Origin of the sequence: Streptomyces sp. NPDC058637, from assembly GCF_042717325.1 — a bacterium.
Classification (GTDB): Bacteria; Actinomycetota; Actinomycetes; order Streptomycetales; family Streptomycetaceae; genus Streptomyces.
Map to the genome: position 1 here is coordinate 1 of NZ_JBHXRD010000057.1, position 20,471 is coordinate 20,471.

Here is a 20,471-nt window from a genome sequence, read left to right on the forward strand (position 1 = left end):
CCTCAACCGGGGGGGTCCCCACCGTAACCCCCGTTGGGCCACGCCCCCTGTTCGTACGGGTCACAGCGACCGCGGCGGCGGCGAGCGGGCCGGTCGGGACCGGGCTCCTTCAGGTCAGGAGCACGGCCGGCCGGGCCCTCACCACCGCACTGGCGTCGTCCACCGCCGCGGCCCCGTCCTGCTCGCACCGCGCTCGACCCCTCATCCGGGTACGCGGCACGGGCAGGGCCTCGGGGGAAGGCTCAGTCCTCGCGCAGGGCGCGGACCGCCTTCTCCACGCGGGTGCCGTAGTCGGCGTCCGCCGCGTGGAAGTGGGCGAGGTTCTTCTCGATCACGTCGTCACGGGTGACCTGCGAGAGGCCCCCCGCGATGTTGGCGACCAGGCGGTCCTTCTCGTCGTCCGACATCAGCCGGTAGAGCTCGCCCGCCTGGAAGAAGTCGTCGTCCTTCGTGTGCGCGGGCGTCTCGTGCGTACCCGTCCAGCCGTGTACGGCGAGCGGGGCGGACAGCGCCTGGCCGGTCCCGGCCGGGCCGGCGTACGAGTTGGGCTCGTAGTTCCTGTCCCGGCGCGAGCCGTTGCGGGTCGCGTGCAGACCGTCGCGGCCGTAGTTGTCGACGACGGCCACCTTCGGCGCGTTGACCTGGAGCTGGGTGTGGTTGACGCCCAGCCGGTAGCGGTGCGCGTCGGCGTACGCGAACAGCCGGCCCTGCAGCATCCTGTCGGGGGACGGGCCGATGCCCGGCACGAAGTTGTTCGGCGAGAACGCCGCCTGCTCGACCTCGGCGAACACGTTGTCCGGGTTGCGGTCGAGCACCAGGCGGCCCACCCGCCGCAGCGGGTAGTCGCCGTGCGGCCACACCTTGGTGACGTCGAACGGGTTGAAGCGGTAGTCGGCGGCCTCCGCGGCGGGCATGACCTGCACGTGCAGCGTCCACGACGGGTTGACCCCGCGTTCGATGGCCTGGAGCAGGTCCGTCTGGTGCGAGGCGGCGTCCTTGCCGGCGAGTTCGGCGGCCTGGTCGGCCGCGAGGGAGCGCACGCCCTGGTTGGTCTTGAAGTGGTACTTGACGAAGAAGGCCTCACCCGCCGCGTTCGTCCACTGATACGTGTGCGAGCCGTAGCCGTTCATGTGGCGGTACGAGGCGGGGATGCCCCGGTCGCCCATCAGCCAGGTGACCTGGTGGGTCGCCTCGGGCGAGTGCGCCCAGAAGTCCCAGACGCTGTCCGGCTCCTGACGGCCCGTGAACGGGTCGCGCTTCTGCGAGTGGATGAAGTCGGGGAATTTGACCGGGTCCCTGACGAAGAACACCGGGGTGTTGTTGCCGACGAGGTCGTAATTGCCCTCGTCCGTATAGAACTTGAGGGCGAAGCCACGGGGGTCGCGTACGGCGTCGGCGCCGCCCAGGGAGTCGGCGACCGTCGAGAACCGGATGAACGTCTCGGTGCGGCGGCCCACTTCGGAGAGGAAGTCGGCACGGGTGAAGCCGGTGACGTCGTCCGTCACCTCGAAGTAGCCGTACGCGCCGGAGCCGCGGGCGTGGACGACGCGCTCCGGTATGCGCTCGCGGTTGAAGCGGGCGAGCTTCTCCAGCAGGTGCTGGTCCTGGAGGAGGATCGGCCCGCCGGCGCCTGCCGTGGCGGAGTTCTGGTTGTCGGCGACCGGGGCGCCTGACTCGGTCGTGAGCACACGCTTCGACATGAGGACCTTCCGTACGGGGCTGCTGACGGCCTCAGGAGCGTAGATTCGCCGCGAACATGGCGTCAACAGTTTGTTGAAAGCGGAGGAGAGGGTTCCGGGCCGCGGCAGCGCCTGGGCGCGACAGGACAGGTGTCAGCGCCACCGCGACCCGGAGTTCAGGGGGCCCGGTCGGAGGTTCGACCAGGGCCGGGGTGTCAGACGTGCGCGCCGGAGAGGCGTTCGACGGAGCGCAGCAGCGCCGAGTGGTCCAGGCCGCCGTCGCCCTGGGCGCGCAGCGAGGCGACCAGCTGGGCCACGACCGCGCCGACGGGCAGCGCGGCACCGACGTTGCGGGCGGCGTCCGTGACGATGCCCATGTCCTTGTGGTGCAGGTCGATCCGGAAGCCCGGGGCGAAGTCCCGCTTGAGGAAGTTGTCCTTCTTGCGGGTCAGCACGGTGGAGCCGGCCAGCCCGCCGTTCAGGACGTCGAGGGCCGCGGCCAGGTCGACGCCGGACTTCTCCAGGAAGACCACGGCCTCGGCGCAGGCCTGGATGTTGACCGCGACGATCAGCTGGTTGGCGGCCTTCACCGTCTGGCCCGAGCCGTGCGGGCCGCACAGCACGATCGTCCTGCCCAGCGTGTCGAGCAGGGGCCGCGCGGCGTCGAAGTCGCTCTGCTCGCCGCCGACCATGACGGACAGGACGGCCTCGATCGCGCCGGCCTCACCGCCGGAGACCGGGGCGTCCAGCACGCGGATGCCCTTGTCCTTCGCGTTGCGGGCCAGGTCCACCGAGGTCTGCGGGGTGATCGAGGACATGTCGATCAGCAGGGTGCCCGGCCGGGCGTTCTCCAGGATGCCGTCGGGACCGTACGCGACCGCCTCGACCTGCGGGGACGCGGGGACCATGGTGACGACGACATCGGCGTCGCGTACGGCGTCCGCGATCGAGGCGGCACCCGTGCCGCCCGCCGCGACCAGCCGGTCCACCTTGTCCTGCTCCAGGGTGTAGCCGGTGACGTCGTACCCGGCCTCGATCAGGTTCTCCGACATGGGCGAGCCCATGATGCCGAGTCCGATCCACGCGACCTTGGGGAGGTTGCTGCTCATGAGGGTGCCTTCCGATAAGCGTGTGTGCGAGGGCCGGGGGACCCTAGGGGGTGTCCGGGAGCCAGCCGAAGGACTCCGCGCTCGGCCGGTCGCCCGGCTTGTACTCCAGGCCGACCCGGCCCGTGTAACCGGCCCGCGTCAGCTCGTCGAGGAGCTGTTCCAGCGGGAGTGATCCGGTGCCCGGCGCGCCGCGCCCCGGGTTGTCGGCGATCTGGACGTGGCCGGTCTTCAGGGCGTACGCCTTGATCACCTGGCCGAGGTCCTCGCCGTTCATCGCCAGGTGGTAGAGGTCCAGCAGGAACGCGGTGTTCCCCAGGCCCGTCGCCTCGTTGACCCGGTCGACGACCTCGATCGCCGCCGGTGCGCTCACCAGCGGATAGCGGGGCGACTCCGGCTGGTTGAGGGTCTCGATCAGGAGGGTGGCCCCGATCCCGTCGGCCGCGCGGGCGGCGGCGGTCAGGTTCTCCAGGGCGAGCGCGTCCTGCGCGGCCGGGTCCACGCCGTCGACGCGGTTGCCGTACAGCGCGTTGAGCGCCCGGCAGCCGACCGAGTCGGCGAACGCGGTGGCCACCGGGATGTTGGCGCGGAAGCGGTCCGACTCGGCTCCGGGCACGGAGAGCGCGCCGCGGTCGGGTCCGGGGAGCTGCCCCGCGTAGAAGTTCAGCCCCACCAGCTGGGTGCCCGCCTCGTCGAGTGCCCCCCTGAGGGCGTCGAGCTCGGCCCGCGCCGGGGTGGGGGTCCGGGTCCACGGCCACCAGAGCTCGACCTCGGTGAAGCCCGCTGCCGCCGCGGCGGCCGGGCGCTCCAGGAGCGGGAGTTCGGTGAAGAGGATCGAGAGGTTCACATCGAAGCGCTGGTCCGAGTAACCCATCATGCGCTCCTTCCGTATCGCGGAAGTAAGTTTCTGCTCACCGGAAGATTGCCCGGAAGGGGGCAGGGCTGTCAAGAGGACCGGTCCCGCCAGGGCCTCCCGACTTCCGGACATGCCGGAGCGGGGTGGAGGCCACCTGCCCCTCCACCCCGCCGGTCGGTCACACCCGCCGGATCAGCCGGCCGGCACCGTGTCCTGGAAGGTCGTGCCCGCCGCGCGGTACTGCCCCACCAGCGCGGACACCTGGGCCGGGGACAGGACCTGGTCCTTCACGTGCAGGACGTAGTCCACCTGCTGGTCGTACGAACGGGGCGTGGTGCTGCTCTGGCCCGCCAGATCGATCAGCCACTGGTTGAAGTTGATCGACATCGGCCGCTCGGGCAGGTACGCCGCCCCGTGCGTGCCGAAGTGCTGCCCGTCGACGTAGTACGTGATGGCGCTGTCGTCGATGGTCACCACCAGGTCGTGCCAGCCGGCGTAGCTCTGCCGCGCCTCGCTGTGCTGGTTGACGGCCTCCCACGGGTCGGGACGGTAGGTCTCCCAAGACGTCGTGTAGAGGATGTTGGCCGGCTCGCCCCAGCCGCCGTTGGGCAGGTACTCGAAGTCGTACTCCGCGTAGTCGTCCGCCATCGGCGCCTTGAGGTCGTTGATGGTGAAGAACGTCTGGACGAGGTGGTCGCCGTCCGGCCCGGACCGGGGGGCGTCGCTGAACTTCACCCGGGCCGCGTAGGTGCCGTTGCGGAACTTCGTGGCCCGCGTGAGGATCTCCGTGTGCTCCGTCGAGGCACCGGTACCCGCCGTGGACGTCTCCAGGTTCATCACCGAGTTGCCGCTCTGGCTGCTGAAGGTGACGTTCTCCGGAGCCCACACGGCGCCCGGCACACCCGGACCGCCGGAGTTGGAGCGGACGCTCCAGCCGTGCGCCGTGATGCCCGGGTCCGTGTGGCCGCTGTAGTTGAAGTCGTCGAACAGCCTGGGCCCGCCGGTCGGCGGATCGGTGGGGGGATCCGTCGGGCCGTTGCCCCCGGGAGCCTCGCCCCATGCCGTGACCCCGCCCAGCTGGGCGGTGATCTTCGGCCAGTCGCCGTACGTGGTCCGCCCGGCGGCGAACGAGTAGTCGTCGCTCTGCCGCAGCGACTGCCAGTCCGCGCGGTGGAAGCGCAGCTGCATGTCCCCGGTGTCCGCACCGGGGGCCAGCGAGCCCGCGCCCGCGGTGAACGCGATCTCCAGATAGCGGTCCGCGTCGGCGGTCGGGTTCGCGAGCGTCCCGAACGTCCCGGTGATGTTTCCGCAGCCCTTCACCGCCCAGGAGCAGGCGAACCGGTAGGCCGCCGACGCCGAATCGGCCTTGAAGTAGTACCGCACCTTGACGTTGCTGAGCGGCACGCTCGTACTGCCGGTGTTGCGCACCTTCAGCCAGGGTTCACTCTGGTCGGCCGTCGCGCCCGACGCACTCGTGCGGTACTGGACGACGAGTCCGTCGGCGGCAGCGGCGGCACCGGCGGTCGAGGGCAGTGCGGCGAGGGCGGTACAGCCCAGTGCCGCGCTGACGGCGGCAGCCGCCGCCGTACGGATACGGCTCCTGCTGGTCTTCCTCATGGGGTGTTCCTCTCCGGAACGGTGGTGGGGGATCTACCGGGGGATTGGCGCTGTTCCTGCGGAGGCGGTCGTGAGCGACCGCGCGGTCAGAGGGCGGTAGGCGACACCGAGCGCGTCCAGACGCGCCGTGTGGTGGCGCAGCCGCTCGACGAATCCCGTCCAGTCGCGCCCACCGGACCACGCGCGGTCGGCCAGGGCGCACAGACGGGGGTAGGTGAGGTATTCGATCCGGTCCGGTGTCGTCACGTACTCGGTCCACAACTGCGCCTGGGTGCCCAGGATCCGGCCGGCCTCCTCGGCCTCCCAGTCGTCCGGGACCGGCTCGTCGGCGTACACCGTGTGCAGTCCGACCGGGGCACCGGGCTGGGCGTACGGTTCGGCCGGATCCGTGGACTGGGCGTAGTCGAGGTACGTGGCACGGTGGTGCGCGCTGACCACCCGGTGGCCCCGACGGGCGGCGGTACGGGCGTGCGCCGGATCGCGCCAGGTCATCACCGTGAAGTCGAGGGGGAGTTCGGTGCCTGTCTCGGCCCAGCCGGTGGGCGTGCGCCCCCGCTCCACGAGGAACGAACCGATCCTGCCCATGAACCAGCCGTGCAGCGCCGAGGGGCCGGCCAGCCCCTCGGCCGCCGACCGGTCACGGGCCGCGGGACTGTTCTCCCATTCGGTGGTCGGGCACTCCTCGCCGCCGATGTGGATGTGCGGCGAGGGGAAGACGTCCATGACCTCCTCCAGCACGGTCCGGCAGAAGTCGAATACCTGCTCGTGGACGCCGAGCACGGTGTCGCAGACGCCCCACCTGGTCCAGACGTCGAGGCGCCGGTCCGGACGGTTGCCCAGCTCCGGGTAGGCGGCGAGGGCGGCGCGCACATGACCGGGCATCTCGATCTCGGGCACGACCGTCACCCCGCGGGCCGTGGCGTGCTCGACCAGGTCCCGCAGCTCCCGCCGGGTGTACGCCCCCGAGTGCGGGACACCGTCGGACAGGGACTCGGCCCGGTGGCCCCCCACGGAGGTCAGCCGGGGGAAGGCGTCCACGGGCATGCGCCAGCCCTGGTCGTCCGTGAGGTGCAGATGGAGGGTGTTGAGCTTGTGGAAGGCCATGAGGTCGACGTACCTGTGCAGATACGAGACCGGCTGGAAGTGCCGGGCCACATCGAGCATCGCGCCGCGCCAGGGGTGGCACGGCACATCGCTGATCTCGACACAGGGCAGCTCCCAGGACGCGGCCCGCACACCACCCGAAAGGGCTTCGGGAGGCAGCAGCTGACGGATGGTCTGCACCCCGCGGAGGAGTCCGGTCGGCCGGGCGGCGCGCAGCAGGAGTGCCTGCGGGCCGACGGTGAGGCCGTACCCCTCGTCGCCGAGCCCGCCGAGCTGCCGGTCGAGCGCCAGGACGATCCGTCCATCGGGCGAGGGGGCGAGCGGCAGTCCGGTGGCCGGTCCGAGCAGCGTGCGCAGCAGATCGGCCGCGGCCTCGGTGCCCGGCAGGGTCCGGACGCGGGTGTCGTGGTCGAGGACGAAGCGGCCGGGGCGGGGCGAGACCTTGCGGGGCCGGGGTACGAGGGAGAGCTCGGGGCGTGATGCGGGCACGGAGGGCCTCCGGATTCGGATCTCGGGCGGTTCACGGGACGGTGACGGGGCCGGGCGGCAGGGCAGGCGGCTGGGTCAGCCCTTGACGGCGCCGGCCGCGAAGCCGGAGGTGACATGGCGCTGGAGGAGCAGGAAGATCACCAGCGCGGGCAGGGCGAAGAGCGTGGAGGCGGCCATGGTGGCGCCCCAGTCCGTGCCGAAGGTGTTCTGGAAGGAGGACAGCCAGACCGGCAGGGTGCGGTTGTCCTGCTGCTTGATGATCAGGAAGTTGGCGTAGGCGAACTCGTTCCAGGCGGTGATGAACCCGAAGAGCGAGGTGGCCATCAGGCCGGGCATGAGGAGGGGCAGCGCCACCCGCCGGAAGGCGTCGGTCCGGGTGCAGCCGTCGACCTGCGCCGCCTCCTCGAGCTCGGGCGGGACGGTCGCGATGAAGCCCCGTAGCACCACGATCGTGAACGGCAGCGTGATCATGAAGTAGACGAGGGTCAGAGTCGGCAGCCGGTCGAGCATGTCCGTGTCGCGGGAGATGATGTAGACGGGGATGATCAGCGACTCCCAGGGCGCCATCTGGGCGATGAAGACCAGCAGCATGAACTGCCGCCGGCCCTTCCACCTCATCCTGGCCACGGCGAACGCGGATCCGAGCGCCACGACCAGCGCCAGCAGCACCGCGCCGAGGGTGACCAGGATGCTGTTGCGCCAGAACAGCTCGAAGCCGTCGGCCTGCACGGCCCGCCGGAAGTGGTCCAGCGTCCAGGTGTACGGGACGAGCCGGGGTTCGGGCGACTGGATGTCCCGGGACGGCTTGAAGGCCGTGGAGATCATCCAGTACACGGGGAAGAGGCAGACGACGACGGTCACCACGGCGGCGGTGTTCAGTGGGATCCGCCGGATGCGGGGGCGCGACAGGGTCATCGGAGTTCGTCCTCCTGACGGAACATCTGGCGGAAGTAGAGGACGAGCACCCCGGACATCAGCACCACGGTGACCATCGAAGCGGCGGATCCCAGGTCGTAGCGCTGACTGGAGAGCGCCGTCTGGACCGCGTACACGGGCAGGATCGTGGTGGCGTCGCCCGGGCCTCCGCGGGTCATCACCCAGATCTGGACGAATGCCTTGAACGTCCAGATCACCTCAAGCGAGAAGACCAGCATGAAGATCGGCCGGAGCATCGGGAAGGTGACCGAGCGGAAGATCCGGAGCGCGGACGCGCCGTCCAGCCGGGCCGACTCGTAGAGCTCGGTGGGCACGGTGGTGAGCGCCGAATAGAGGGTGACGGCCGCGAACGGCACGGACTGCCAGACGATCAGCAGGACCAGGATCGCGAAGGCCGCCGTACCGTTCGCGAACCACGGGTAGCGGTCGAACGAGTCGAACCCCAGTGAGGTCAACGACCAGTTGACGATGCCGAATTCGGAGTGGAAAAGCCACTGGAAGACGGTGGTGGCGGCGACCACCGGCATGGCCCAGGCGAGCACCAGCGCACAGAGCACCGCCGTGCGCCCGCCCCGGCCGAGCCGCTCCGTCATCAGCGCGACCAGGGTGGCGATGACCATGATCAGTACGACGTTGACGGCCATGAAGACGAAGGTGCGGCCGACCACCTCCCAGAACCGTGGGTCGGACAGCAGCGTCCGGTAGTTGCGCAGCCCGACGAACTCCGCGTCACCGCTGATCAGCTGGCGTAGCCGGAAGTCCTGCAGCGAGATCAGCACGGCCCGGGCGAGCGGGTACACGAGCAGGTAGAGCATGCCGCCGATCGCCGGGGCGATCAGGGCGTACGGCCACAGGCTGTGCGCGGGGCGGGGCCGCCGCCCCGGCGGTTTTCCCGCGGGGAGTGGTCGGGTGCGGGGTGCGGTCCGTTCGCGGACGTCCGGCACGGCAGGCCTCCTTTCGGTGGGGAATGAACCGGCTTGTCAGGAACCGGAGTTCATGGCCCTGGTGATGTCCGCCGAGGCCTTGGCCGCCTCCTTCGCGGCGTCGCCGCCGGTGAGGACGGCGGTCATGTAGTCCTTGATCGGGTTCTCCGCCTCCACCGCCGCCCAGCCGGGTGTGTTGGGTGTCGCGTGGCCGTTGGCCGCGCCGACCGCCATCGCGGAGGCGCCGGGGTCGTCCGCCACCGACGAGGCCAGCGTCGTCCGGTTGGGCACATAGCTCATGGCGACGGCGAGCTTCTTCTGCCAGGTGTCGCCGGTCAGTTCCTTGATGAACGTCAGCGCCTCGTCGGGGTGACCGGCCGCCGCGGGCACGACCAGATCGGAACCGCCGGTGAACACCGCGCCCGGAGTGCCTGCCGTCTTCCCCGGGATCGGGAAGAAGCCGAGCCTGCCCTTGAGCTCCGGGTTGTTCTCGATGATCGCGTTGGCCCCGCCCGGGGTGGAGATCACCTGGGCCACCTGCCCCTGCGCCATCACCTCGGCCTGCGGCGGATCGTCCTCGTCGGAGTCCTTGGGCCCCTTCCCGAGCGACTGGAGCCGGGCGTAGAACTCCATCCCGCGCAGTGCCTCGGGTGTGTCCAGCGCGCCCTTCCACGTGCCGCCGGATTCGGTGGCGAGGTCGCCGCCCTCGTCCCAGACGAAGCCGGCCAGCGCGTACCAGAGCTGGCCCGGCAGATAGATCCCCTGCGTGCCGCCCTTGTTCAGCTCCGTGGTGGCCTCGATCCACCGCTCGCGCGTGGTGAGGGAGGCGGCGTCGACACCGGCCTTGTCGAACAGGTCCGTGCGGTAGACGACCACCCGGTTCGCCGCGTAGTAGGGGATGCCGTACTGCTTCCCCTCGTACGAGCCCGGCTCGGCCAGGCCCTTCAGCCAGTCCTCGCCGTTCAGCTCGGCCTTCCTGTCGCTGAGGTCCAGCAGCCCGCCGCTCTCGGCGAACTGCGCCACCTGGGTGTTGCCCGCCTCGATCACGTCGGGGGCGTCGTTGCTGGCCAGCGCCGCGGTGATCTTCTGGCCGATGCCGTCCCACTCCTGGATCTGGATCCTGACGTCGATCTCCGGGTGCTGGGCCTCGAAGCCCTCGACGAACTCCTTCTGGAACGCGGCCGAGACGCTGTCACGCATCAGCCAGACGTCGACCGCCGTCCGGCCGCCGGCCTCGCCGGCGTCGTCCGAGGAGGAACTGCAGGCACAGAGTGCGGTGGCCATCACGAGCGCGGAACCACCGGCAAGCAAGCGGTACTTCACGGTTCACCTCAACGGGAGCAGGACCTGACCACCTGACCAGTGAAGTCCACTGGACAGCTCACCTCTTGATGGTGGATGAAGGTGGCATAGACCAATGAGGTCGTCAACCCCTTGCGTACAAAGGGAAGTTGCCGATCTCCGACGTGCCCGGGTCTCCGCTCCGGTCGCGCAGGGCGGCTACACTGCCCTGACCAGTGGTCACCAGTTGGCTGACTGGTAAGGGAAGCGTGACGTCAGGAGGGGGAGGGCATGGCAGCCGACATACCGGGGACGGTGCTCAAGAGGGAGCGGGCCCGCGACGCCGTCCTGGAGCTGATCGAGTCGCGCAGCCCGGGGGACGCCATTCCCTCCGAGCGCGCCCTGTGCACCCTGCTCGGCGTGTCCAGGCCCACCGTGCGCGCCGCGATCGACGAGCTGGTCGCCGCGGGGCTCCTGGTCCGCGAGCACGGCCGCGGCATGTTCGTCGCGCCCGAGAAGATCACCCAGGAGCTCGTCTCCGCGGACCTCGCCCTGAGCGTTCCGCAGGCCGCCGGGGCGTGGTCGAGCAGGCTGCTGGAGTTCACCACCCTCCAGGCAGGCGCCCGGGTCGGCCGCAAGCTGCGGATGTCACCCGCCGAGGAGATCGTGTACGTCGCCCGGCTGCGCCTGGTCGACGGCGCGCCGATGGCCATCGAGCACCTGCACATCAGGGCGGCGTTCGTCCCCGGTCTGTCCGCCCAGGAACTGGAGACCGGCGACCTGTACGAGCACCTGCGGGACACCCATGGTGTGCACGTCCACGAGGCGGTGCAGGCCATCGAGCCCACCGTCGTCACCCGGGCCGAGGCGCGGCTCCTGGAGGTCCCGGAGCTGTCCCCCGCGCTCCTCTTCGAGCGGCTCACCTCGGACACCACCGGCCGGCCCGTGGAGTACGTCCACTCGCTCTACCGGGGCGACCGGTACCGGATCGTCTCCCGGCTCGCCCTCGGCCCGGCGGCTGCCGCGGCCGGGCTGGTCAGGGACGGTCACCACCCCGGAATCCCGCCCGGCGACTTCGCGCACGGCGACCCGATCACCTCGTCCACCCGGGGGGACATCCAGTCGGGCTCCTGACCGCCGTGCCTTAGGGTCGGGAGCCAGCCGTGCGAGCCGACGACCGCGGCGCGGACATGAGGGAGGCACCCGTGCGCTTGAGGGTGGAATTCACCACCGAGCCCTTCGACCTGGACAAGGCGCCCGCCCACGCGGTCGTGGCCCGGGAGGTGATCCGGACGGCCGACCTGGACGCGGTGGACGTCGGCCCGTTCGGCAACACGGCGGAGGGCGGTGCGGACCAGGTCCTCACGGCGGTGGACTCGCTGCTGCGCAGGGCCCTGGAGTCGGGTGCCACCCGGGTCTCGCTCCAGGTCAACGTGATCGGGGAGGAGACCCCGTGACCGGACCCGCGGACCATCCCCTGGTCGCCGCGGTGAAGCCGCTCGTCGACGCCATGGGCGCCGAGCTGCTGGGGCCCGAGCAGGCGCGGGCGGACGACGTGGTCCTCGCCTGGGAGGGGCAGGACGTCATCGCCGTGCGTCTCCCGCAGCTCTCCGACTCACTCGACCACATCCTGGCCGGGATGGAGCGGCGGCACGGAATGCCGCTCGCCGACCTGGACCGCAAGACCAAACAGCTGATCGTGCGGACCCTGGAGGCACGCGGTGCCTTCGCCGTACGACACGGCGTGGAGACCGTGGCGACCGCCCTGGGCGTCAGCCGCTTCACCGTCTACAACTACCTGAACCGCGAAAACGGCACCAGGGGTGCGTAGTTGACCCACGGGCGGGCCGCGCGCCCGGGGAGCCGCTGTCCGGATACCGGGACGGCGGCTCTTCGCGTTCGTGGAATTTCAACAAACTGTTGACGTGATGTTGCGAAGGGCGTTAGCTGTCCGCAGCCCGAACAACGCACAGCGAAGAAGCAGCCACGGAGGCTCCCGTGACTTCGAGCTCCACACCGGGCCTCGCCCGGTTCAACACCCTGGCGGCCGACGAGGCCACTGCCGCGCTGCACGAGGTGTGCGCCAGCACGGCATGGGGGAGCACCGTCCTCGCCCACCGGCCGTACGCCACCGAGGAAGCCCTGTTCGCCAGGAGCGACGCCGCCACGGCCGAGCTCTCCCCGGACGACCTGGCCGAGGCGATGGCGGGCCACCCGCCGATCGGCCGCCCGAAACCCGGAGATCCGGCCTCCGCCCGTGAACAGCGGGGGATGGCCGGAGCGTCCGAGGAGCTCAGGACCGAGATGCTCGAACTCAACCTGGCCTACCAGGAGCGGTTCGGTCACGTCTTCCTGATCTGCGCCACCGGAGCCACCGGTGAGCAGATGCGCGACGCGCTGAAGTCCCGGATCGGGAACTCGCCCGAGCGGGAGCGCGGGCACGTGCGCACCGAACTGGGAAAGATCAACCGCATCCGGCTGACCCGTCTCGTGCGGGACTCCCCAGAACAAGGAGCGTGACGGTCTTGAGCACCGACACCACCGCCTCGGTGTCCACCCACATCCTGGACACCAGCATCGGCCGGCCCGCCGCGGCCGTCACCGTCTCCCTCGCCGCCCGCGGCGGCGACGACACGCCGTACGTGCCGCTCGGCGGATCCACGACCGACGCGGACGGGCGCTGCAAGGACCTGCCGGCCCTGCCGGAAGGCACCACCCATGTACGGCTCGTCTTCGACACCGGGTCGTACTTCACCAGTCAGAAGCAAGCCGAGGCGCAGCAGGACGCCCCCCGCGTAAGGGACAGCGGTGCGTTCTTCCCGGAGGTGGCGATCGCGTTCGCCGTCACACCGGGCGAGCACTACCACGTACCGCTGCTGCTCAACCCGTTCGGCTACTCCGTTTACCGAGGGAGCTAGCAGACAATGCCCACGATTCTCGGCCAGAACCAGTACGGCAAAGCAGAGAACCGCGTCGTCAGGATCACGCGGGACGGTGCCACCCACCACATCAAGGACCTCAACGTCTCCGTCGCCCTCTCCGGCGACATGGACGAGGTCCACTACTCCGGCTCCAACGCGCACGTCCTGCCGACCGACACCACCAAGAACACGGTGTTCGCGTTCGCCAAGGAGCACGGCATCGAGTCCGCCGAGCAGTTCGGCATCCACCTCGCGCGGCACTTCGTGACCTCGCAGGAACCGATCAAGGCCGCCCGGATCCGGATCGAGGAGTACGCCTGGGAGCGCATCGCGACCTCGGACGCCAACTCGAAATTCATCGGCGCCGACGACGTCAAGCACTCCTTCGTCCGCAAGGGCCAGGAGACGCGCACCACCCAGATCACCTTCGACGGTGAGAAGTGGGAGGTCATCTCCGGTCTCAAGGACCTCACGGTGATGAACTCCACCAACTCCGAGTTCTGGGGCTACGTCAAGGACCGGTACACGACGCTCAAGGAGGCGTACGACCGCATCCTCGCGACCGACGTGTCCGCGAAGTGGCGGTACAACTGGACCAGCGACGAGGAGCGCATGCCGAACTGGGAGAAGTCCTACGAGCAGGCGCGCAGGCACATGCTCCAGGCCTTCGCCGAGACCTACTCCCTGTCGCTGCAGCAGACGCTCTACCAGATGGGTTCGCGCATCATCGAGAGCCGGAGCGAGATCGACGAGATCCGCTTCTCGCTGCCCAACAACCACCATTTCCTCGTGGACCTGGAGCCGTTCGGCCTCAAGAACGACAATGAGGTCTACTTCGCCGCCGACCGGCCCTACGGCCTCATCGAGGCGACCGTGCTCCGGGACGGCGTCGAGCCGAAAATCCCGGTGGACATGACCAACCTCTGAGGCAGTACCGAGCCGGCCCTCCGCCGCCCCGCAGCCGCGCGGGGGGCCGGGCGTCCTCTCCACCCCTCGGCACCCACGGCGTCCGCCTCGCCGCCGTGGCACTCAAATCCTCCCAGGGTCCTGCCGTGCCCACATCGCCAGAGACAGAAGAAGGAAGCACCATGGCAGCTTCGGCGGACCCCAGGCCCACAGAACGCATCGTCATCGAGAACTGTTCGATCGCGACGGTCGACGCCCACGACACCGAATACGCCTCGGGCCATGTCGTCGTGGCCGGCAACCGCATCGAATCCGTCGGCCCCGGCAGCGCGCCCGAAGGCCTCGAAGGCGTCATACGGCGCGTCGACGGCACCGGCCACCTCGTCACGCCCGGCCTGGTCAACACCCACCACCACTTCTACCAGTGGATCACCAGGGGCCTCGCGACCGACCACAACCTCTTCGACTGGCTGGTCGCCCTGTACCCGACGTGGGCGCGCATCGACGAGCCGATGGCCCGTGCCGCCGCCCAGGGCTCCCTCGCCATGATGGCCCGCGGCGGGGTCACCACCGCGATGGACCACCACTACGTCTACCCGCGGGGCTCCGGCGACCTGTCCGGCGCCATCATCGGGGCCGCCCGCGACATGGGCGTACGCTTCACCCTCGCCCGCGGCTCCATGGACCGCAGCGAGAAGGACGGCGGACTGCCGCCGGACTTCGCCGTGGAGACCCTCGACGGGGCGCTCACCGCGACCGAGGCGACCATCGACGCACACCACGACGCCTCGTTCGACGCGATGACCCGGATCGCCGTCGCGCCCTGCTCCCCCTTCTCCGTGTCGACCGAACTCCTCAGGCAGGGCGCGGAGCTGGCCCGCCGCCGCGGAGTGCGGCTGCACACGCACGGTTCGGAGACCGTCGAGGAGGAACGGTTCTGCAAGGAACTGTTCGGCATGGGCCCGACCGACTACTTCGAGTCGACCGGCTGGCTCGGCGACGACGTGTGGATGGCGCACTGCGTCCACATGAACGACTCCGACATCGCCGCCTTCGCCCGCACCGGCACCGGCGTCGCACACTGCCCGTCATCCAACGCCCGCCTCGCCGCAGGCATCGCCCGCGTCCCCGACATGCTCGCCGCGGGCGTCCCCGTCGGCCTCGGCGTCGACGGCACCGCGTCCAACGAGTCCGGCGAACTCCACACCGAGCTGCGCAACGCCCTCCTCATCAACCGACTCGGCGCCCACCGCGAGAAGGCACTCAACGCCCGTCAGGCCCTGCGCCTGGGGACGTACGGCGGCGCGCAGGTCCTCGGCCGCGCCCAGGAGATCGGCTCCCTGGAGGCCGGCAAGCTCGCCGACCTCGTCCTGTGGAAGCTCGACACCCTCGCCCACGCCTCCATCGCCGACCCGGTGACCGCACTCGTCCTCGGTGCCGCGGCACCCGTCACCCTCTCCCTCGTCAACGGCAGAACCGTCGTCGAGGACAACCACCTCATCACGGTGGACGAGGACGCCATCGCCCGCGCGACCCGCGACGAGGCCCGGCGTCTGGCGCGGATCGCCGCCGGAGCCTGACGCTCCGCACACCTCCCACCCGCTTCACGCTCCCCCTGACAGGCCGGCCGAGGGGGACGGCCCTCGGCCGGCCGCCGTGGACCCGCAAGGATCCACGGCAGCCGCTGCGGGAGCGTGTGCCCGGACGCACCTGTCCGGCGCACACGCCCCCGTACCGGTGACGAAAGCTGCCGCATCAGCTGCACGACCTGCATCAACGCACCACTCAGCACCACCTCCCTGACACCCGCGTCCCTGACGTGTACCCGACCGGAGGAAGCCGCCGTGGCAGCTACGCCCAGGTTTCGCACAGTCCCATCCGCAGACGCCGACCCGAAACACCCGGTCGACGAGACGCTCCCCCCGCTGAAGATGTTCACCAGCGGTCTGCAGCACGTGGCCGCGATGTACGCGGGCGTGGTGGCCCCGCCCATGATCGTGGGGCCCGCCGTGGGCCTCACCGCCACCGAGACCGCCTTCCTCATGGGGGCGAGCCTCTTCACCGCCGGCATAGCGACCCTGCTCCAGACCCTCGGCTTCTGGCGCGTCGGCGCGCGGCTGCCGTTCGTCAACGGCGTCTCGTTCGCCGGGGTGACCCCGATGATCGCGATCGGCAAGGACCGGGGACACGACGGCATCGCCGTCATCTTCGGCGCGATCATCGTCGCCAGCCTCCTCGGCTTCGTACTCGCCCCGTACTTCTGCAAACTCGTCCGGTTCTTCCCACCCGTCGTCACCGGAACCGTCATCACCCTGATAGGTGTCTCGCTGCTGCCCGTCGCCTTCAACTGGTCCCAGGGCGGCAACGCGGGCGCAGACGACCACGGTTCGACGACCAACATCACGATGGCCGCCGTCACGCTCGTGATCGTGCTCGCCCTGCGCAAACTCCTGCGCGGCTTCCTCCAGCAGATCGCGATCCTGCTCGGCCTCGTCATCGGCACGCTCATCGCGATCCCCGTCGGCATCACCGACTTCGGGGCGCTCGGGGACGCCGACCTGGTCGGCTTCCCGACGCCGTTCCACTTCGGGGCACCGCAGTTCGAGATCGCCGCGATCGTCTCGATGTGCATCGTGATGCTGGTCTGCATGACCGAGTCCACCGCCGACATGCTGGCACTCGGGAAGATCGTCGGCCGTCCGGCGGACGAGCGGACCATCGAGGGCGGGTTGCGCGCCGACACGCTGGGCAGCGCCATCAGCCCGCTCTTCAACGGCTTCATGTGCAGCGCGTTCGCCCAGAACATCGGGCTGGTCGCCATGACCAAGGTCCGCAGCCGGTTCGTCGTCGCCGCCGGCGGAGCCATCCTCGTGGTGCTCGGCCTGGTCCCCGTCGCCGCGTCCGTCATCGCCCTCGTACCGCTGCCCGTACTCGGCGGCGCCGGCATCGTCCTCTTCGGGTCGGTCGCCGCGAGCGGTATCCAGACCCTGGCCGCCGCGGCCCTGGAGAAGGGCGAGAACGCGCTGATCGTCGCGACCGCCGTGGGCATCGGCCTGATCCCGATCGCCGCGCCGGACTTCTACCACGCCTTCCCCGAGGACCTGCTCGTCGTCCTCGACTCGGGCATCTCCACCGGCTGCGTCGTGGCGATCCTGCTGAACCTGGCGTTCAACCACCTCGGCCGCAAGCCGTCCACCGACACAGAAGCGGAGGTGGAGTTCAGGGAGAGCGGGCGGCCGAAGGACCCGATGGAGCTGCCCGTCGCCCACTGACGGGGGCTTCGACCGCCCCGCGCGCGTACGACGGCCCCGTGCGGGAACCGTCGTACGCGCGCCCGGTGCCGGGGATCAGCCGATGTGGAAGGCGTCTCCGTACACGTGCCAGTCCAGCGGCGGATCCAGATCCAGATTGCCGTCGCGCAGGAAGACCCGCTGGGCCGTGTCCACCCGGCTGGTGTCCGAGTGGGCCTCCTCCTGCCGCATCGCCCAGACCCGCGCGTCCAGGAACGCGTCGAGGTAGGCGACCTCGTCACCGCCCTGCGACGGCGGCCGTGCCTGGGCCAGGGCCATCTGCCGGATGGATCCGAAGCTCGTAGCGTCGTCGCCGCCGCCATGCATGACGATGGCGTCGTAGTACGCGAACTGGCCCAGTGTGCCGAGGCCGTCGGCCTTGCCCCGGCTCACCGCCGGGTCGAAGTAGACCCGGTCCCGCTCGTCGTTCTGCGCCTGCTCGAACGCCGGATCGGACGCGGCCTCGGCCCAGTCCCCGGTGAACCCCGGGTCGAGGCCCTCGTGCGAGTCGGAACCGTCCACCGCGCGCAGGGCGGGCAGGTACCGCGCGAGTACGTTGCCGGGCTTCCGCTCCGTGTACAGCTCGACCAGGTCGAGCATGTCGCCGGTGCCGGAGCAGAATCCGATGATGCCGGCCGTGTAGCCCCGGCCGTCGCCGATGTCCTCGATGTAGCCGTACTGCGCCTTCCAGTCCAGCGAGGAGTTCTCCGCGCTGGACACCAGCCGCATGGCGATGTCCTTCTTCGCCGGATCGTCGAGCCCGGTCGCGGCGGCCTCCAGGTGATGTACGGCCGGTGGTGTGGGGACCTCGGCCTGGGCGGTGAGCGGAACGGCCGTGAGCGTCAGCCCGAGAGCTACCACGGCGAGACCGAGGGGTCGAGTGAGGCGAGTGGTGCGAGTAGTTCGAGTGAGGTGAGTGGGGCCTGTGGTGCGTGTGGTTTCTGAGTTGCTGGTGATTCCTGTTGTGCTGGCGGTGCTGGCGGTGCTGGTGGTGCTGGTGGTGCGACGTGTGGTGCTGTCGTGGGGGTGATGCACCAGTCCTCCAGAGGGAGTTCGTCGTTCCGATGCTCTGTTAGGAAGCTTTCCTACCAGGCTTCGGAGCGTCCGGTACGCCCCTGGGCGCGCGCGCACCGAGAACTTCCCGCGGACACCCGGGAGCCCCGCACCACGCGCGGTGGCCCTGTGCGGTGCCCGGAGCGGTGACACTCAGCGGTCGAGGTAGGCCACATGGATCCAGACGCCGGTGCGACCGCCCCACAGGTCACCCATCACCCAGTCGCCCTGCTGCCCGCGGGCGTCGAGGTTCTGCCCCCGGTTCACCTGGCCGAGCACGGGGTAGTCCGTACCCGGACCGCCGCGGAAGTTCACGCCGTTGTCGTTGACCGTGCGGACGGCGGCCGATGCCGCCGCCGCCCGGGCGGCGGCGGCCCCCTGCCCGGCCTGGGCGGACGGGCTCGCGGCCAGCCCGATGCCGGCCGCCAATGTTATTGCGATCGTGAACATATTCTTCACCATCGGTCTCTCCCGGACGTTCCGCGGCGCACGGGGTGCGAAGCCGCACACGGGGCCCGTCACCGGCGGGTGACGGGCGGAGCCGCTCGGAGGCTGCCCCAATGGAAGCGCAGGTCATGGCAGTGTGAACCGATGTGCGCGATCAGTGGGCGGATGCTTCGCGCGCCCGGTCGGCAGGTGTTCAGCCGCGGGGGATGCGGAAGCTCTCGCCGTACACCCGCCACGCCAACGGGGTCTCCAGCTGGAGTTTGCCTTCGCGCACGAAGACGCGCTGGGCCGTCTCCACCCGGCTGGTGTCGCTGTGCGAGGGCTCCTTGCGGATCGCGGCCACCCGGGCGTCCAGGAAGGCGTTCAGATAGGCCTCCTCGTCGCCTCCCTCGGACGGCGTACCGGCCGCCGCGAGGGCCTGGGCGCGGATCGTACGGAAGCCGACCGTGCCCTTCGCGTCGGCGTAACCGTGCATCACGTACGCGTCGTAGTAGACGAACTGCCCCAGGGCGCTGAGCCCGTCCGCCTCGGCCCGGGCGACCGCCGGATCGAAGTACGTCTCGTCACGCTCCGTGTTCTGCGCCGACCGGAACGCCGGGTCGGCGGCGGCCTTCGCCCAGGCCGCGGTGAACGCGTCCCCGAGTCCCTCGTGCGAATCGCTGCCGTCCACCGCACGCAACGCCGGCAGGAAACGTACGAGAGGGTTCCCCGGGCGGGCCTTCCCGTACCGCTCGACGACCTTCAGCATGTCGCCGGTGCCGGAGCAGAATCCGATGATGCCGGCCGTGTAGCCCCGGCCGTCGCCGATGTCCTCGATGTAGCCGTACTGCGCCTTCCAGTCCAGCGAGGAGTTCTCCGCGCTGGACACCAGCCGCATGGCGATGTCCTTCTTCGCCGGATCGTCGAGTCCCTTCTCCGGGGCCCCGGCGGCGGAACCGGAGCAGCTGGTCAGGACGAGGACGACGGTGGTGGCGAGGGCGAGACGTAGGGGCTTCACCCGCCAAGCGTGCCAGGCGGGGGCCCGGGACCGGCGGGCGGCGTCCGGCTGTAGCGTTCGGGGCATGGAAGATCAGTCTGTTGTGGACGTAGGCGATGTGCGGCTGGCCTATCGGACCTGGGGCGACGCGTTCGGCTCCCCCGTCGTCCTGCTGCACGGCCTCGGCGGCTCGTCCGCGAGCTGGGAGGCGGTGGGCAGCCTGCTCGGCGAGGAATGGCGGGTGTACGCCCTGGACCTGCGCGGCCATGGCGAGAGCGACTGGCCGGACGAGTACGGGTTCGAGCAGATGAGGGACGACGTCCTCGGCTTCCTCGACGCGTGCGAGCTCGACCGGGTCGGCGTCGTGGGGCACTCGATGGGCGGAGTCGTCGCCTACCTGCTCGCGGAGGAGCACGCGGACCGGGTCGAGCGGCTGGCGCTCGTGGAGACCCCGCCGCCCTTCCCGGGGCAGGAGGCGGGCAGCCTCCCCACGGGCCGGGTGGACTACGACGAGAACGCCGTCCCGGAGGTCAGGGCCCAGATCGCCGCCCCCGATCCGCGGTGGGAGGAGGAGCTGGGGCAGATCGTCGCACCGACGCTGATGATCGCCGGCGGACCGGAGAGCGCCATGCCGCAGGACCGGCTGCCCGACATGGCCACCCTCATCCCCGACTGCCGGCTGATCACGCTGGGCGGCGGCCACCAGGTGCACGAACGGCACGCGGACCAGGTGGCACAGCAGATCACCGAGTTCTTCACCAGCTGAACCCGCATCCCGCCGCCTGTAGCCCGCTGCCCGCTGCCCGTCGCCGGGCGTCGGCGGGGCCGGGCGGGGTTCGGTTCCGGACCCTGTTAGAGGGCCGGGGCGTGAGTCCGGGGCATGGGCG

20 protein-coding genes are annotated in these 20,471 nt (G+C 70.3%); 9 read left to right on the forward strand and 11 right to left on the reverse strand.

Going from position 1 to position 20,471, the window contains the following annotated elements; translation table 11 throughout:
* Positions 1–242: 242 nt before the first annotated feature.
* The 8 genes from ACFWVP_RS33805 to ACFWVP_RS33840 form a co-directional block, all read right to left on the reverse strand.
* On the reverse strand, positions 243–1,700 hold the full coding sequence (locus tag ACFWVP_RS33805) for a catalase (protein WP_384501863.1): 1,458 nt from the start codon (positions 1,698–1,700) through the stop codon (positions 243–245).
* 194 nt (positions 1,701–1,894) lie between these two features.
* Positions 1,895–2,788 carry a 2-hydroxy-3-oxopropionate reductase gene (locus ACFWVP_RS33810; RefSeq protein WP_384501865.1) on the reverse strand — a complete coding sequence of 298 codons (894 nt, stop codon included), beginning with the start codon at positions 2,786–2,788 and terminating at the stop codon, positions 1,895–1,897.
* A 43-nt stretch (positions 2,789–2,831) separates the two neighbouring features.
* Positions 2,832–3,659: a TIM barrel protein gene (locus ACFWVP_RS33815; RefSeq protein WP_384501907.1), complete on the reverse strand. Its 828-nt coding sequence runs from the start codon at positions 3,657–3,659 to the stop codon at positions 2,832–2,834.
* A 174-nt stretch (positions 3,660–3,833) separates the two neighbouring features.
* Positions 3,834–5,258, reverse strand: a complete 1,425-nt coding sequence (locus ACFWVP_RS33820) for a cellulose binding domain-containing protein (protein ID WP_384501867.1) — start codon at positions 5,256–5,258, stop codon at positions 3,834–3,836.
* A gap of 33 nt (positions 5,259–5,291) precedes the next feature.
* Complete coding sequence (locus ACFWVP_RS33825; protein ID WP_384501869.1) at positions 5,292–6,851, reverse strand: beta-N-acetylhexosaminidase; 1,560 nt, start codon at positions 6,849–6,851, stop codon at positions 5,292–5,294.
* 75 nt (positions 6,852–6,926) lie between these two features.
* The gene (locus ACFWVP_RS33830; protein WP_384501871.1) at positions 6,927–7,766 is read right to left on the reverse strand and encodes a carbohydrate ABC transporter permease; all 840 of its coding nucleotides are present in this window, start codon (positions 7,764–7,766) and stop codon (positions 6,927–6,929) included.
* Complete coding sequence (locus ACFWVP_RS33835) at positions 7,763–8,731, reverse strand: carbohydrate ABC transporter permease (RefSeq protein ID WP_384501872.1); 969 nt, start codon at positions 8,729–8,731, stop codon at positions 7,763–7,765. Before ACFWVP_RS33835 ends, ACFWVP_RS33830 begins: the two co-directional genes overlap by 4 nt.
* A 36-nt stretch (positions 8,732–8,767) precedes the next feature.
* The gene (locus ACFWVP_RS33840) at positions 8,768–10,033 is read right to left on the reverse strand and encodes an extracellular solute-binding protein (protein WP_384501873.1); all 1,266 of its coding nucleotides are present in this window, start codon (positions 10,031–10,033) and stop codon (positions 8,768–8,770) included.
* A gap of 249 nt (positions 10,034–10,282) precedes the next feature.
* Between ACFWVP_RS33840 and ACFWVP_RS33845 the strand changes: the two genes are divergently transcribed.
* From ACFWVP_RS33845 to ACFWVP_RS33880, 8 genes are all read left to right on the forward strand, one after another.
* Entirely contained in the window at positions 10,283–11,125 is an 843-nt protein-coding gene (locus ACFWVP_RS33845) for a GntR family transcriptional regulator (protein ID WP_384501875.1), read from the forward strand.
* Between the two features lie 71 nt (positions 11,126–11,196).
* Entirely contained in the window at positions 11,197–11,448 is a 252-nt protein-coding gene (locus ACFWVP_RS33850) for a hypothetical protein (protein ID WP_384501876.1), read from the forward strand.
* Positions 11,445–11,822, forward strand: a complete 378-nt coding sequence (locus ACFWVP_RS33855) for a helix-turn-helix domain-containing protein (RefSeq protein WP_384501878.1) — start codon at positions 11,445–11,447, stop codon at positions 11,820–11,822. Before ACFWVP_RS33850 ends, ACFWVP_RS33855 begins: the two co-directional genes overlap by 4 nt.
* 167 nt (positions 11,823–11,989) lie before the next feature.
* Complete coding sequence (gene uraD / locus ACFWVP_RS33860) at positions 11,990–12,511, forward strand: 2-oxo-4-hydroxy-4-carboxy-5-ureidoimidazoline decarboxylase (protein ID WP_384501879.1); 522 nt, start codon at positions 11,990–11,992, stop codon at positions 12,509–12,511.
* A 5-nt stretch (positions 12,512–12,516) separates the two neighbouring features.
* Positions 12,517–12,909: a hydroxyisourate hydrolase gene (uraH, locus tag ACFWVP_RS33865; RefSeq protein WP_384501881.1), complete on the forward strand. Its 393-nt coding sequence runs from the start codon at positions 12,517–12,519 to the stop codon at positions 12,907–12,909.
* Between the two features lie 6 nt (positions 12,910–12,915).
* The gene (pucL, locus tag ACFWVP_RS33870; RefSeq protein ID WP_384501883.1) at positions 12,916–13,839 is read left to right on the forward strand and encodes a factor-independent urate hydroxylase; all 924 of its coding nucleotides are present in this window, start codon (positions 12,916–12,918) and stop codon (positions 13,837–13,839) included.
* Positions 13,840–14,000: 161 nt separating this feature from the next.
* On the forward strand, positions 14,001–15,398 hold the full coding sequence (locus ACFWVP_RS33875; protein ID WP_384501884.1) for an 8-oxoguanine deaminase: 1,398 nt from the start codon (positions 14,001–14,003) through the stop codon (positions 15,396–15,398).
* Positions 15,399–15,662: 264 nt separating this feature from the next.
* A complete protein-coding gene (locus tag ACFWVP_RS33880) occupies positions 15,663–17,090 on the forward strand; it encodes a nucleobase:cation symporter-2 family protein (protein ID WP_384501886.1) in 1,428 nt (475 codons plus the stop codon).
* 75 nt (positions 17,091–17,165) lie between these two features.
* Here the strand turns inward: ACFWVP_RS33880 and ACFWVP_RS33885 are convergent, their stop codons facing one another.
* The 3 genes from ACFWVP_RS33885 to ACFWVP_RS33895 form a co-directional block, all read right to left on the reverse strand.
* Positions 17,166–17,969 carry a chitosanase gene (locus ACFWVP_RS33885; RefSeq protein ID WP_384501888.1) on the reverse strand — a complete coding sequence of 268 codons (804 nt, stop codon included), beginning with the start codon at positions 17,967–17,969 and terminating at the stop codon, positions 17,166–17,168.
* A gap of 345 nt (positions 17,970–18,314) precedes the next feature.
* Positions 18,315–18,623, reverse strand: coding sequence for an SH3 domain-containing protein (locus tag ACFWVP_RS33890; protein WP_384501890.1), 309 nt, complete (start codon positions 18,621–18,623; stop codon positions 18,315–18,317).
* A gap of 178 nt (positions 18,624–18,801) precedes the next feature.
* On the reverse strand, positions 18,802–19,605 hold the full coding sequence (locus ACFWVP_RS33895) for a chitosanase (RefSeq protein WP_384501892.1): 804 nt from the start codon (positions 19,603–19,605) through the stop codon (positions 18,802–18,804).
* A gap of 64 nt (positions 19,606–19,669) precedes the next feature.
* Here ACFWVP_RS33895 and ACFWVP_RS33900 point away from each other — a divergent pair, with 64 nt between their 5' ends.
* Positions 19,670–20,350, forward strand: coding sequence for an alpha/beta fold hydrolase (locus ACFWVP_RS33900; RefSeq protein WP_384501893.1), 681 nt, complete (start codon positions 19,670–19,672; stop codon positions 20,348–20,350).
* Positions 20,351–20,471 lie beyond the last annotated feature (121 nt).

What these genes read in the sequence shown, in the direction of transcription:
- ACFWVP_RS33805 (WP_384501863.1), bottom strand. Translation starts at nt 1,700, where the DNA reads ATGTCGAAGCGTGTGCTCACGACCGAGTCAGGCGCCCCGGTCGCCGAC.
- ACFWVP_RS33810 (WP_384501865.1), bottom strand. Translation starts at nt 2,788, where the DNA reads ATGAGCAGCAACCTCCCCAAGGTCGCGTGGATCGGACTCGGCATCATG.
- ACFWVP_RS33815 (WP_384501907.1), bottom strand. Translation starts at nt 3,659, where the DNA reads ATGGGTTACTCGGACCAGCGCTTCGATGTGAACCTCTCGATCCTCTTC.
- ACFWVP_RS33820 (WP_384501867.1), bottom strand. Translation starts at nt 5,258, where the DNA reads ATGAGGAAGACCAGCAGGAGCCGTATCCGTACGGCGGCGGCTGCCGCC.
- ACFWVP_RS33830 (WP_384501871.1), bottom strand. Translation starts at nt 7,766, where the DNA reads ATGACCCTGTCGCGCCCCCGCATCCGGCGGATCCCACTGAACACCGCC.
- ACFWVP_RS33845 (WP_384501875.1), top strand. Translation starts at nt 10,283, where the DNA reads ATGGCAGCCGACATACCGGGGACGGTGCTCAAGAGGGAGCGGGCCCGC.
- pucL (WP_384501883.1), top strand. Translation starts at nt 12,916, where the DNA reads ATGCCCACGATTCTCGGCCAGAACCAGTACGGCAAAGCAGAGAACCGC.
- ACFWVP_RS33875 (WP_384501884.1), top strand. Translation starts at nt 14,001, where the DNA reads ATGGCAGCTTCGGCGGACCCCAGGCCCACAGAACGCATCGTCATCGAG.
- ACFWVP_RS33890 (WP_384501890.1), bottom strand. Translation starts at nt 18,623, where the DNA reads ATGGTGAAGAATATGTTCACGATCGCAATAACATTGGCGGCCGGCATC.
- ACFWVP_RS33900 (WP_384501893.1), top strand. Translation starts at nt 19,670, where the DNA reads ATGGAAGATCAGTCTGTTGTGGACGTAGGCGATGTGCGGCTGGCCTAT.